The sequence below is a fragment of the Arthrobacter sp. FW306-05-C genome (genome assembly GCF_021801725.1).
GTDB lineage: Bacteria > Actinomycetota > Actinomycetes > Actinomycetales > Micrococcaceae > Arthrobacter.
Map to the genome: position 1 here is coordinate 1914396 of NZ_CP084556.1, position 13001 is coordinate 1927396.

Consider the following 13001-nt stretch of genomic DNA (forward strand, 5'->3'; position numbering starts at 1 on the left):
CCTGCTGGGGTGGGTGTGGTCGAGTTAGCGAGGAGTGCAGGCCACTCAACGGAGCCGGGCGAGTGCCAGAAGTTGTCCCTGAGGATCTGCTTGGGCCCTAATTTGGGCAGGAGGCTAAGCCGGGCGACCGCCGCGTGAGGCGTGAGGAGGGGCTCCCGCCTCACGCACCGTCGTACGTGCTTCCTCGATCGCAGCGATGGTGCGGAGGACTCGAGTGGTCAGGCTGCCTGTCACCGGCGCCGCTCCACTGCGGACTCGATCTCGTCTATTGCGCTTTTCACACCGGTTTCCTGGCCCAGCAGGGCCCCCAATTCACGCGCCCGTGCGGTCATATGTGCGTCGCTTAGTGCCTGTTCCAGTGCGGCGGCCAGACTCGCTGCGGTGAGCTTGCGTCGCGGTATGGGTTTTGGTGCGATACCTAGCCGGTGGGCCCGCTGCGCCCAGAAAGGCTGGTCAGCGCCGAACGGGACGATCACCGTGGGGACACCAGCCCCGATCGCTGCGCCCGTCGTGCCGGCGCCGCCGTGGTGCACGTTCGCCCACATCCGGGGGAATAGCCAGTCATGAGGGACGGATGGTGCGGAGAACACGCGCTCGTCCTGGTCCGTGCCACCGCCGAGAGCGCCCCAGCCCGTGAGCAGCACGGCTCGCACGTCGACGAGGCGGGCGGCCTCGTCGACGATGCCGCGCAAGACTCGCGGGTCATCCGTCTGCATACTGCCGAACCCGATGCTCACGACCGGACCCGGCTCGTCGAGGAACGCCGAGAGCGACGCATCGGGCGCGGACCCGTTGCTGCTCAGGGTCCAATACCCCGTCGCCAGGCGGCGAGTGTGGACATCGGATCGGACGGGGACCACCGCACTGCTGAACCCGTACACAATTTCCGGCAGTATTACTTCAGGCGAGCCCTTGATGCCGAGTGCATTGCGGGCAGCTTGTTCCGGCATTCGAAGGAGCAGCCGTGTTCCCGCGGCAGTGATTCTGTGCGACACTCGGCGGCCGATCGGACCCCAGCGGTCCAATCCGGGGGCGAGAGGACCGGGATAGGCGGTACTCGGTGCTTCCAGTGGCTGCAGGTGCGCGCGGAGCGCAGCCGCTCCGGTCGAAGCCGCGACCGGCAGCGCGAGGCCCATCCCGCCGATGCCGGATACGATCATATGCGAGCCTTGCGCGAGCTCCGCGGTTTCACGAGCCCAGTCCTGGGCGAGCAGGCTCACGAGCTGGGCCATTTCGCGCATCGACACCCGGCCGCCCGCTGCAGTGATGGCCTCCCTATCGGCGCCTCGCAGGGGTGTGAACCGTGCGCCTGCAGCGACGAACTGGTCCTCGTAATCCGGAGGTGCAGCGGCGCCCACCCGATGCCCCCGGGACGCCGCTTCGCGCGCGAGTGCAATATAAGGTTCGACCCCACCACGAGTGTCGTTTGCGACGAAAGTTATGTCCATGCCAGTCATTATCTTCAGTAACTGAAGATAATGACCGGCATGTTGATGGTGCCGCCTGGTTTGCTGTGGACCAGGCCTCAGGCTCTGGCAGGAGTGCCGTGTTTGGGCCTGGTGCGGCTGCTGTGGAACCGCGGACTAAAAGTGTTAGAGGAAGACGCGGTCGAAGTCCGGCGGACGGCAGCCCTTGAGTTGCTCCCACAATGAAGGCCGGCATATCACCACGCAGGGCGCAGAGACGGTGCAGACAGCAGCAGCGGGACCGCAATTTGGCCGGCCAACGCGTTGGGGGAAAAAGAAGGTGAAGTCAATGATCCATGGTCATCTCGACCGTCAGAAGCTGATAACAGCGATTTCCTAAAGGCCGTCTAGTGCCTCGGCCATTCATGGCCCCCGCCCGACCACGCGGAATTACTCCGCGGCGGCGACGCCGAGGTCCGTGGCGTGGCCGCTGATGGTGCGGGCGAGGTCGATGTCGCGGTTGGTGATCCCGCCGACATCGTGGCTTGTGAGCGTGACGCCGACTTCGGGGTAGGTGAGTGTGAGGTCGGGGTGGTGGTTGGCTTCTTCGGCGGAGGTGCCGATGCGGTTCACGAGTTCCAGCCCTATGGAGAACTTTCGGGTCCTGAAGGTGGCGGTGAGGGCCTCGCCGGTCAGGCGCCAGCCGGTGAGCCCGGCTTCGGCGAGCTCGGCGGCGGACAGCTTCCGCTGGGGATCAGTCATGGTGCCATCATGGCTCCGAAAGGCCGATGAGGCTACCCTGCAGGCACGACGCCTTTAAGGGTGATGGTCGGCGGGAGCCACTGAGGGTAAATCGTCCCCACGCGCGGGGACTACGCGGTCACGCCCTGGCTGGTGAGGGAAAGGCCCAGCGACGGTGATAAAGCGCATGAATTCGTACCAGAAAACGGCAGAAAACGGCAGAAAACGGCGGACCGAGTTCGGGAATTGCCCTCAAAGGAGGGCTTGGACCATGTCCAGACTTTTCGTAGCGGAGTGCATCGTACCGCCCAGGAATTTCTTCGGATTCCGCAACGCACCCACGGGGTCCCGGGAAATGTACTTCTACCGCGCCGACGGCAATTAGAAACCCATCAACAACATGCGGAGCTTCCCCCAAAAGGCGCAATACATGATTGAGGCAACAGCCCTCACCGACGGATGGGTGTGTCGAACCGGTATCGCCATCGTCCCTGCAGCAGGGTCAGCGGCTATGGGTAGCCGGGGGCGGGACCCATCCGCCCCCGACCAAGGTGATGTTTTCGTCCGTGGTGAGCGCGACCAAGGAGCCATTGCCTTTTGGGCTACGGGCCGAACCAGGTCGAGATGCAACACTGGGACGGGTTTAGTAGATCACTGGTTAGTTCACGATGATGACGATGACGTAGATGATCGTGCCGTTCTCGTGCTTGTACCACCCGTGCCACTTGCTGTGGTGGCCATGCCTGTCGTTGCCATGGCGGTCGTACCCGTTACAGTCGTAGCCGTTGCGGTCATAGCCGTCCCTGTCATAGCCCCAACGGTCGTGGCCACTGCGGTCGAAGCCGTCCTTGTCATAGCCGTCTCTGTCGCGGCCGTCCTTGTTGTAACCCTTGTCGTGGTCGTCTTTGTTATGGCCGTTGTTGTCGTGGCCCTTTTGATGGGCGGCCTGGTAGTTCGTGGTGGAACCACCATCGGCAAATGCGGCGCCTGCTGCCAGCGCTGATCCGCTGAAGGTCAAGCCCCCGGCCAAAGCGGCCGAGCTAAGCAGACGAGATAGCTTGTTCATGGGATATTCCTGAAGGTTGATGATGATGAAAACCAGCCGCAGGGACACGAGACATCTGGTGCGTGCGGCGGAGTCATCGGCAGACAGTCCGCCACTCGCGTGTCCCTGTGGTTTTTGTCTCCCAAACACACAGCCTTGCAGATGGCACCGCTGCGTTTTGGGGATGTCAGAACTCGCCAAACGCTGGGCTCTGTACTGCTCTTCTGAAGGGTGATTTCTGGGCAATAAACGTGCCGGAAGGACCACCGCGGTGTTGACGTCAGAGCTCTGCTTGCCCTCTCTGTCACTCATCGCCCCACTCGGTCTGCTGTGGGGGAGAGGTGTAAATCAACTAAATCCACGCTACTGAGAGGACTCATCGGTGGACAACACCTGCCGCCCCCTAATTCCTCCCCTCCAAACCTGGGGTTAGCCTCTGTTGGTGGACACCTGAAGTAGCGGGATCCTGGGATTCTGCGGGAAGGTGTTCTTGTGAGCACGACACGACGTAAATTCACTCCTGAGTATCGGCGGGAGGCGGCGCGGCTTGTCATCGATACGGGTAGGCCGGTCGCGCCGGTGGCCCGGGAACTGGGGCTGGGTGAGCAGTTGCTCGGCCGGTGGGTGGCCCAGGAGAGGGCGCGTTTGGCCGCTCCTGAGGAGTTCGCCGCGGCGGAGTCGGAGAAGTCGGAGCTGGAGCGTTTGCGCCGGGAAAACGCGCAGCTGCGGATGGATAACGAGTTCTTGGGAAAAGCCGCAGCCTTCTTCGCCTCCAAGCAGCAGAATCGGAATGCTTCGAACTGATGGAGGCCGAGAAGGCTAACTACCCCGTCCAGCGGATGGCCCGGCTGTTGGGGGTGTCCCGGTCCGGGTTTTATGCCTGGCGGAGGCGAAGCTCCGCAGCGTCGGTGCGGGCCGTTGAGCGGGCGGAACTGGACGCAAAGGTCCGGCGTGCCCATGCGGACTCGACCGGGGTTTACGGGGCACCCAGGGTCCGGGCCGTGCTGGCAAGGAACGGGACCGGTGTTGACCGGAAGACGGTGGCGTCCTCGATGCGCCGGCAGGGCCTGGAAGGGGTCTCGCCGCGGCGGTTCCGGCCGGTCGCCCCGATCGGCGGGGTCAGGGTCCATTCGATCCCGGATCTGGTGGCCAGGAAGTGGGACACCGGGGCCTTGGATGCGGTCTGGATCTCGGACATCACCTACCTGCGCACCGATGAAGGCTGGGTGTATTTGTGTGCCATCAGGGACGCCTGCTCCCGACGCGTGATCGGATGGGCGATGGACTCCACCCAAACCACCAGCCTGGTCGAGCGGGCGCTGCGGATGGCCCACGTCCTGCGCGGTAGCGGCCCGGACGGTGTGGTCTTCCATGCCGACCGGGGCACCCAGTACACCTCCACCCAGCTCAATGATGTCTGCGCAGGGCTGGGTATCCGCCAGTCTGTTGGCAGGACGGGCGTGTGTTGGGACAACGCGATGCAGGAATCGTTCTGGTCCACCTTGAAAGCCGAGTTCTACGACCGGCGGCGCTGGGCAACGAGGCAGGACGCAATCCGGGCCACCGGCCGCTGGATCGAGGAGTTCTACAACCGTGCCCGGCTCCACTCAGCCCTGGGCTACAACACCCCCGTGGAGCATGAGCTGCTGCTCACCACGGCACAATCTCAGCCGGTACAAGCCGCCTGATCAACTGTCCACGACTTGCGGGCAACCCCAAACCACCTACGCTTTAGGTATGGGTCGTTTAGGTGGTGACAGCAAAATCAGGGACCCTATGTTTGTGGGCTCAACGGAACTGGGCTGGTGGTTACGTGCCCAGCCATGGTCCGGCCGGCACTCGGTCGTGCCGGACGAACTGCCAGTCCACCTTGTCGGACTCACCGTTGATGTCGCTGAGCCCCAGGCGGCCGATAAGTGCCGGTGAGAGGTCCATACCAGCACACCGAAATCTTTTTAGCGGGGCGGACGTTGTCGGAGCCAAACACGTATTTCTTGTCGTGGTATTGTCCGGGCCCCGGCATCTTCTATCTGGCCGTAGCATTCCTGTTTCCCTTTACGAATCGTGCGGCCTGGAGTGCACACCGAGCGACCGGCTTACAGGCGCGGGTCGGATCGCTGCTGACAGGGACGCATATGCTGCACCTATGCGTGAAGTGATTCGAGTGCGAAGCTCGTCGACCACGTTGTAATGGAACTTGAGGCTCTCCAGAACCTTTTCTTTAGCGAGTCCTAAATGATTTCGGCCCGTGGAACCCTGACGCGCCGTACGGCTATTCACCTGCAGGTACTCACGAATTGGCGTTCCGCGGAAATGCTTTGGGAGCTCATGTGGGCCTTCAACGTCGCCAGATCGCAGTAGGCGGGAGATAACGTCTTGGTGGCTGCAAGGGAGGTGTGTTGGTCGATGGACGCTTGCGCGGTTCAGGTCTCGTTAGGCGTGTGGTACGAAACGTCCAAAAGGCGTGGGGTTGCCCGCAAGTCGTGGACAGTTGATCAGGCGGCTTGTACCGGCTGAGATTGTGCCGTGGTGAGCAGCAGCTCATGCTCCACGGGGGTGTTGTAGCCCAGGGCTGAGTGGAGCCGGGCACGGTTGTAGAACTCCTCGATCCAGCGGCCGGTGGCCCGGATTGCGTCCTGCCTCGTTGCCCAGCGCCGCCGGTCGTAGAACTCGGCTTTCAAGGTGGACCAGAACGATTCCTGCATCGCGTTGTCCCAACACACGCCCGTCCTGCCAACAGACTGGCGGATACCCAGCCCTGCGCAGACATCATTGAGCTGGGTGGAGGTGTACTGGGTGCCCCGGTCGGCATGGAAGACCACACCGTCCGGGCCGCTACCGCGCAGGACGTGGGCCATCCGCAGCGCCCGCTCGACCAGGCTGGTGGTTTGGGTGGAGTCCATCGCCCATCCGATCACGCGTCGGGAGCAGGCGTCCCTGATGGCACACAAATACACCCAGCCTTCATCGGTGCGCAGGTAGGTGATGTCCGAGATCCAGACCGCATCCAAGGCCCCGGTGTCCCACTTCCTGGCCACCAGATCCGGGATCGAATGGACCCTGACCCCGCCGATCGGGGCGACCGGCCGGAACCGCCGCGGCGAGACCCCTTCCAGGCCCTGCCGGCGCATCGAGGACGCCACCGTCTTCCGGTCAACACCGGTCCCGTTCCTTGCCAGCACGGCCCGGACCCTGGGTGCCCCGTAAACCCCGGTCGAGTCCGCATGGGCACGCCGGACCTTTGCGTCCAGTTCCGCCCGCTCAACGGCCCGCACCGACGCTGCGGAGCTTCGCCTCCGCCAGGCATAAAACCCGGACCGGGACACCCCCAACAGCCGGGCCATCCGCTGGACGGGGTAGTTAGCCTTCTCGGCCTCCATCAGTTCGAAGCATTCCGATTCTGCTGCTTGGAGGCGAAGAAGGCTGCGGCTTTTCCCAAGAACTCGTTATCCATCCGCAGCTGCGCGTTTTCCCGGCGCAAACGCTCCAGCTCCGACTTCTCCGACTCCGCCGCGGCGAACTCCTCAGGAGCGGCCAAACGCGCCCTCTCCTGGGCCACCCACCGGCCGAGCAACTGCTCACCCAGCCCCAGTTCCCGGGCCACCGGCGCGACCGGCCTACCCGTATCGATGACAAGCCGCGCCGCCTCCCGCCGATACTCAGGAGTGAATTTACGTCGTGTCGTGCTCACAAGAACACCTTCCCGCAGAATCCCAGGATCCCGCTACTTCAGGTGTCCACCAACAGAGGCTAACCCCAGGCGACGCCGGTGAAAGCGGCGTGGACTTTGGCTTTCTCACGTGCCGATGGGAGGTTGTGCCCGTTTATGAGTCAGCGGGGTGGGTTCAGGTCGATGCCACGGGACGGTGCTTGTCTCGTCTAGATCAGAAATTCGTCGTGTCCGAGGGCGGGCCAAACTTTATTTGTTCCGCCAACCACGATGCCAGCGAGTGGCCGGAAGGTGACATTGATCTTCGGGGTACGTAAGGGATTTGTCCTGGATGCTGAAGTGACTAATACGGGCAGTGTCGTGGGTTCCTGCACGACATCGAGGCCGAGAAAAGGCCCACCCGGAACCAGCTCCGGAGGCTGAACCATGAATGGTCCGCCCTCAATCACATGAGGCGGACCTTTTCGTGCTTATTTTGAGCACCGCCTATGGGCGCCTTGTCGATGCTAAATCATTGTCCCCTCTGCGCGTGGTCAACCGGATGATCGCGCCGTGGGGTCCGGCTCGTAGGAGTGCGTCTTTCGTGGGTGATGACAGTGGCTGCCAGGGCGATGGTGAGGCCAATGACGGTCTCGAGGGCGCGCTCAGTCAGGAGGGTGCCGATCGCGGCTGGCAGCATGAGATCGCCGAGCAGAAGGGCCATCGGGGTGAAGAAGACCAGGCCGAGGCTGTAGTTGCGCCCGGTGGTCAGCTCGGTGCACGCCTGGAGCACGGCGATCACGATGATCGCGGCATAGCTGCTCGGGTGGGCGGCCAGGACGAGGGCTGCGACGCCGAGGCCGGCGGCGGTACCTATCACCCGCTGGGCGGCGCGCGTGAGGCGGGCGTGCAGGTCCGGTGCGGACATGGGGACGGATGCCGTGACGAAGGTCCAGTAGGGGTGGCCTATGCCGCTGGTCGCGACGGCGAGGCCGGCGGCGGCGATACCGAGCAGATAGCGGGCGGCGTGGCGGCCAACAGGGTCGGACGGGCGTAGGCCGCGCCACGACAGCCGATACTGCACCGGGTCGCCGCCGTCGCGGGCGGTCCGACCCGGGAGGGCGAGGAGCAACGCGAAGACGCCCGCGCCAGCCGCAGCGAGCGCGGCCGCGGGCACCGTGCTCAGCGCGATCGGGACCGTGGCCGAGGCTGTGAGGGCGAAGACCGGGTTGAGGGCTCCGGCCGGATGCCATCGGCCCAGCTCGGCCAGCACTACCGCGACGCCGGCCCAGACGGCCGCGACCGGCACTAGCAGCCAGAGCCGGAACGGGACGGTCGCCACCAGGGCGCCGACGACGACGCCGACTACCAGCACCACGCCCGCCTGCGCCTGCATGGCCAGGCGTACCCGAGCCGGCTCGTGTCGGCCGTACAGGGCGGTGAAGGCACCGATCGCCGCATACAGCAGCAAGTCGACGCGACCGGACGCCAAGCAAGCCACCAGCGGCACGAAGATCGCCAGGCTTGCACGCAGGGCGGTCCAATGCGCGCCGGCATGCGGGCCCAGGTCGAAGACTGCCGCCCACCAGGACCGTGTGGGGGTGACGTGGGGCATTTCAACCTTCCGAGATATTACAGGAATGAAGTAGTTCAAGGTTACTACACATGTGAACTACTCTTGTGGTTGGTAAAGGTTGACGGCGACAGGGGCGGGAGGAGCCAGATGGATCAGGACGCAGAGGTACTGCCCGCTCGTGACGACACCGTGGACCGGATGCAGCGTGAGTGGGCCCGGCTGCGCCCGGACCTGAACTTCTCAAGCCTCGGGGTGATCCACCGCCTGCTGCGCGCTTCCCGCCTCATCCTCGAAGCCAGCGACGCCTTCCTCGCAGACTACGGGCTCACCCGCGGCGAGCTGGATGTGCTCTCAGCGCTGCGCCGTACGGACGAACCTCTGAACCCAACGACACTCGCCCAGACGCTGCTGGTCCCGCGCTCCGCGATAACCATGCGGCTGAACTCCCTGCAGGCTCGGGGACTGCTGAGCCGAACGGCGAACCCAGCCGACGGCCGCTCGTCCCTGCTCATCCTCACCGACACTGGCGCCGCGCTCGTGGACGAGGTGATTCCCGCCCAGCTCGCCCTCGAAGATGCCCTGCTCGCCGAAGCCCCGGCCTGGGTCGTCGAGGGCTTGGTCGATCCACTGCGGGCACTGACCTCCGTATGGGAGCAAGAACGCGGCCGCCAAACCGGGCCCACCAAGGGCCGGCGGAACGGCACGCTCGAGCCCTCCGGATGAGCCGGAGCAGCGTGCGCTTTGGGTGAGCATCAGCCAACGCCCTACGGCACTATCGGAATAAGGAGTGGGACATCTTCCAGGATCATGGCGTCGGATGCAGTCTTACTGCCCGATTACTGCTCCTGATTCTGCAGTGACCGATTGGTTTGCGGACTATGGGGGGCCGCCGTGGGGGCTGTTCAGGGGTGCGGGACGGCTGGTTTAAGTCCTTGGCTGGTGAGCCTTCCGCCTGCTGTGGCTGGATTGGTGGCCTACACCTATCCCTAGACCGGGGGAGCGGGGCGGCATGGCTTGGCGCTATCTAGGATTGCGGCCATGTGAGATAGCCAATTGAGGGCGACCCAGCGATCCGAACTCGCGATTGTCCTCGCTAAGGGGGTGAGGACTTTGTCCGCCACACATGTGTCTGTTTTGTGGAATGGCAGTGGGAGCGGTGTCTCGCCTCAGGTGTGTGGTGTAGGTGCGGACCTGGGTGGTACTGCGGAGAGTGTCAGGGAAGGTGGGTAGCGTCCCCAACCTGACGTGCGGACACGAAGACTGACGCCAGCACCTCGGACTAGCTGCATCTCAGCGGCCGCCAGTGCGCCTGCCACCGCTGCAAGCGGCCCGAAGGGGACGCACCTCGCCAGGAACCGCGGTATGGAAGTTATCGGACCATGTTCAGTGCCGCGTTGAGAATCGACTCTTCGTCAATGCCGTGGATTCGGTAGGCGTCCTCGAGGCTGGAGGACTGGCCAAAGTCCTTGACTCCCAGGAATGCGGTGCGGTCCCCGCGGGCTCCGGCAAGGAACGAGAGTGTGTGAGGGTGTCCATCCTGTACCGTGACGAGCGGGCGGGGTGCGTGCCGCGGAAAGAGGATGTCGACGATGTGCCCGGCTCCGCTGTTGAGCGCGTTGCGTTGTTGCAGGGATTCAAAGACCAGGTCCGGGCTGGTCAGGCAGACGACGCCGGCGGTTATGCCTAGTTCCTTCAGCCGCGCGGCGGCTCCAAGGACCTCGGGCATCAGGGCCCCGACGCCGACTAGGGTGACCTTGTCCTCTTCCGGGTTGTGGTCGGTCAGGCGGTAGCCACCCGCTACCGCCTGCCTACGCCGCCGCTCCAGCAGGGCGGCGTCGGTCGGCAGATTCGCCAGGGTTTGGTTCAGCGGCCGGGTGGAAAGCCGGAAGTAGGCCGAGCGTCCGCCGGGGCAGCCGATCCGGCTCATGGCTTTGAGCAGGCACCATTCGAGGTCCTGGGCGAAGGCCGGTTCCCAAGCGGTGCATTCGGGCTGTTCCAGACCAATGGAGGGGGTGGTGATGGACTGGTGGGCGCCGCCCTCTGGGGCCAGGGTGACTCCGGAGGGTGTTCCGATCAGGATGGATTGACCGCCGGCGTACATGCCGAAGGACCAAGGTTCCAGCGCCCGGGCCACGAACGGGTCATACATGGTGGCGATGGGGATCAGTGGCTGGCCCCAACGGCTCCAGGTCGTCCCAAGTTCGGCGGCCAGGCCGACGAGGTTGGTCTCGGCGATGCCTAGCTCGATGTGCTGGCCGGCCGGATTCTCCACCCAGCGCAGGACCCGGTCGCGGTCGTCGGCGAACCAGTCGTGGCGTTCGCCGACCGACCAGACGCCGGTCTTGTTGATCCAACCGCCCAGATTGGTGGAGGCGGCGACGTCGGGGCTGCAGGTGACCACCCGGCGGGCCACTTCCGGTGAGGCCCGCGTCAGGTCAGAGAGGAACCGTCCAAGGGCAGCCTGGCTGGAGATTCTGTCGCCGTAGCCCCATGGCAGCGACTCCGGGATGGAGACGGCGGGGGCTTCCGGCAGGGGAGCGCGTTCCATACGGGCGGCTGCCTGCATGCACGTTGCGTATTCCGGGGTTCCGGGGTTGAACCTGTGCCACGGATCGTCCAGTATCATGTCTGAATTGGCCGCCAGTACCTGCATCTGTTCCTGGTTCAGCAGGGCTGAGTGGTTGTTCGGATGCCCTTCGGTGGCCAGGCCCCGACCTTTGATGGTGTAGGCGAAGATGACGGTGGGGCGGGTCGGGTCCACTTGCCGGTAGGTTTCCAGCAGCAGGCCGATGTCGTGGCCGCCGAGGTCCCGTATGGCGGCCGCGTGTTCCTGGGGCGTCAGTGCGCGCAGGAGTCCTTCCATCGCCGGGGTCGAGCCACTGGTGCAGAGCCGGTCGTAAACCTCTCGGCTGTCCGAGCGCAGCATCCGCTGATATTCCTCATTGGGCATGGTCTCCAGCCGGGTCCGCAGATCACCGCCACCCGGCCTGCTGAAGAGTTCCTGCGCGCGGGTTCCCCACTTGCGGGTAATAACCTGCCAGCCGGCGGCTTGGAACATGCCCTGCAGCCGTTGGATCTGCGAGTCGGGCACCACGCGGTCCAGGGACTGCCGGTTTAGGTCCACGATCCACAACAGCTCGCCCAGCTTTGCCACGGTTGGATCCGCCACCGCCTCCCAGATGGCGCCTTCGTCCAGCTCGGCGTCGCCCAGGAGTCCGATGAAGCGTCCGGACTGACGGGATTCTGCGTACCGGTCACGCACGAAGCGGTGGGCCATGGCGGCCCAGATCGTGGCCGTGGCCCCGATGCCGACACTGCCGGTGGAGAAGTCCACGGTGTCGGGGTCCTTGGACCGGCTGGGATAGCTTTGTAGGCCGCCCTTTTCCCGCAGGGTGCCGAGCTTGGCCTCGTCCAGTTCACCCAGCAGGTAGTTGATCGCATGCAGGACCGGGGAGGCATGGGGCTTGACGGACACCCTGTCCGCCGACGTCAGTTCGGAGAACCAGAGAGAAGTCATGATCTCCACCATGGAGGCACTTGAGGCCTGGTGGCCCCCGACCTTGACGCCGCTGGTGTTGGGTCGGCCTCGGTTGGCCCGGTCAACGATCGCAGCAGCGGTCCACCGCACGCGTTGGGCAATCTTTTCAAGGCTTGCCTGCTCAGCTCCGGATAAGCCGGAGGGCCAGAACGCAGTCTGCGTGTCTTCCGCCGTCATGATGTAACTCCTAAATGATCTAAGCGTTCACCGCTGAATGCTTATCCCGATGTGCGCCCGCCTGGTCGCCTCGTATAGCGCGGCCAGACGGACTAGGTTGTACCCGCCGTTGCAGATAAGAAGAACTTCTCAAATCCTAACCAAAACTTCTAGAAAAGAGAAGTTCTTCTCAGCTGATTCCAAGGTATCTTGGAAACGTGTCCACCCCAGCCAAAGCCCCCCGTTCAGACTCCCTGCATTCCCGGCAAAAGCTTCTGGATGCACTGGGACGCCTGCTCGAGCATCAGGGGCTGGATGTCACACTGCCGGAACTGGCCCGCGAAGCGGGCGTTTCCACGGCGACGGCGTACCGGCACTTTAGCGATATCGACGAGCTCCGCACCGAGTTCTACAACAGGATTTTTGACCGGGTCATCCGCGCGATGGAGGAGCTGGCCGGAGAGTACACCGGCCTGGACCTTTTCTATCGGCTCTGTCAGACCTGGGTGGAACTTGAACTTCCGTGGGCCCGGGCTGCGACCTATATCCGCAGTGCCGAAGGAATCCTGGAACGGGTCCGGCGCGGGGAAGCGCTCAGCTCGGCTTATCACCGAATGGTGAGCGGGGTGCTGGACGAGTTGATAGCCGACGGCGTGATCCCGGCACAGGACACCGACTATGCGGCGCTGCTGTGGCTGACGATTTTTGATGAGCGGGTCTTCGTTGACCTGCACACAGCCAAGGGCCTGGGCGCGTACGAGATCAGCCACTTGCTCGGAAGGTCACTACTGGGAGCCCTCAAACAGAGCTGACATTCTGGGCGAGGTCCGGGGGGTGCGGCCAAGGGCGGCGGAAGCCGGGAAGGAAGCCGCCGAAGTGGCAAAAACCCT

At 64.2% G+C, this 13001-nt stretch carries 10 protein-coding genes; 3 read left to right on the forward strand and 7 right to left on the reverse strand.

The features are described 5' to 3' along the window. Nucleotides 1-230 precede the first annotated feature (230 nt). From LFT44_RS08825 to LFT44_RS08835, 3 genes are all read right to left on the reverse strand, one after another. Nucleotides 231-1448 carry a glycosyltransferase gene (locus tag LFT44_RS08825; protein ID WP_236802304.1) on the reverse strand — a complete coding sequence of 406 codons (1218 nt, stop codon included), beginning with the start codon at nucleotides 1446-1448 and terminating at the stop codon, nucleotides 231-233. 408 nt (nucleotides 1449-1856) lie between these two features. Then, on the reverse strand, nucleotides 1857-2168 hold the full coding sequence (locus LFT44_RS08830; RefSeq protein ID WP_236802306.1) for a 4a-hydroxytetrahydrobiopterin dehydratase: 312 nt from the start codon (nucleotides 2166-2168) through the stop codon (nucleotides 1857-1859). A gap of 637 nt (nucleotides 2169-2805) precedes the next feature. Further along, entirely contained in the window at nucleotides 2806-3213 is a 408-nt protein-coding gene (locus tag LFT44_RS08835; protein WP_236802309.1) for a hypothetical protein, read from the reverse strand. 471 nt (nucleotides 3214-3684) lie between these two features. Here LFT44_RS08835 and LFT44_RS08840 point away from each other — a divergent pair. Further along, nucleotides 3685-4880, forward strand: a protein-coding gene (locus LFT44_RS08840; RefSeq protein WP_236801255.1) for an IS3 family transposase whose coding sequence is annotated in 2 segments (ribosomal slippage) — nucleotides 3685-3952 and nucleotides 3952-4880 — 1197 coding nt in all. Because the reading frame shifts where the segments join, the coding sequence is not laid out codon by codon here. Between the two features lie 121 nt (nucleotides 4881-5001). Here the strand turns inward: LFT44_RS08840 and LFT44_RS21970 are convergent. The 3 genes from LFT44_RS21970 to LFT44_RS08850 form a co-directional block, all read right to left on the reverse strand. After that, complete coding sequence (locus tag LFT44_RS21970) at nucleotides 5002-5127, reverse strand: hypothetical protein (protein WP_272910883.1); 126 nt, start codon at nucleotides 5125-5127, stop codon at nucleotides 5002-5004. A gap of 560 nt (nucleotides 5128-5687) precedes the next feature. Further along, nucleotides 5688-6883 (reverse strand): IS3 family transposase gene (locus LFT44_RS08845; RefSeq protein WP_236801255.1). Its coding sequence is split into 2 segments (ribosomal slippage): nucleotides 5688-6616 and nucleotides 6616-6883, totalling 1197 coding nucleotides; the frame shifts between segments, so codons are not numbered across the junction. Between the two features lie 490 nt (nucleotides 6884-7373). After that, a complete protein-coding gene (locus LFT44_RS08850; RefSeq protein WP_236802311.1) occupies nucleotides 7374-8456 on the reverse strand; it encodes an FUSC family protein in 1083 nt (360 codons plus the stop codon). Between the two features lie 108 nt (nucleotides 8457-8564). Between LFT44_RS08850 and LFT44_RS08855 the strand changes: the two genes are divergently transcribed. Continuing rightward, nucleotides 8565-9140 (forward strand): MarR family winged helix-turn-helix transcriptional regulator, encoded by a 576-nt coding sequence (locus LFT44_RS08855; protein ID WP_236802313.1) that lies wholly within the window; start codon nucleotides 8565-8567, stop codon nucleotides 9138-9140. A 646-nt stretch (nucleotides 9141-9786) separates the two neighbouring features. On the opposite strand, the gene LFT44_RS08860 is transcribed toward LFT44_RS08855, so the two are convergent. Continuing rightward, nucleotides 9787-12132 (reverse strand): transketolase-like TK C-terminal-containing protein, encoded by a 2346-nt coding sequence (locus LFT44_RS08860; RefSeq protein WP_236802315.1) that lies wholly within the window; start codon nucleotides 12130-12132, stop codon nucleotides 9787-9789. Between the two features lie 197 nt (nucleotides 12133-12329). Here LFT44_RS08860 and LFT44_RS08865 point away from each other — a divergent pair, with 197 nt between their 5' ends. Next, the gene (locus LFT44_RS08865; protein ID WP_236802317.1) at nucleotides 12330-12923 is read left to right on the forward strand and encodes a TetR/AcrR family transcriptional regulator; all 594 of its coding nucleotides are present in this window, start codon (nucleotides 12330-12332) and stop codon (nucleotides 12921-12923) included. Nucleotides 12924-13001 lie beyond the last annotated feature (78 nt).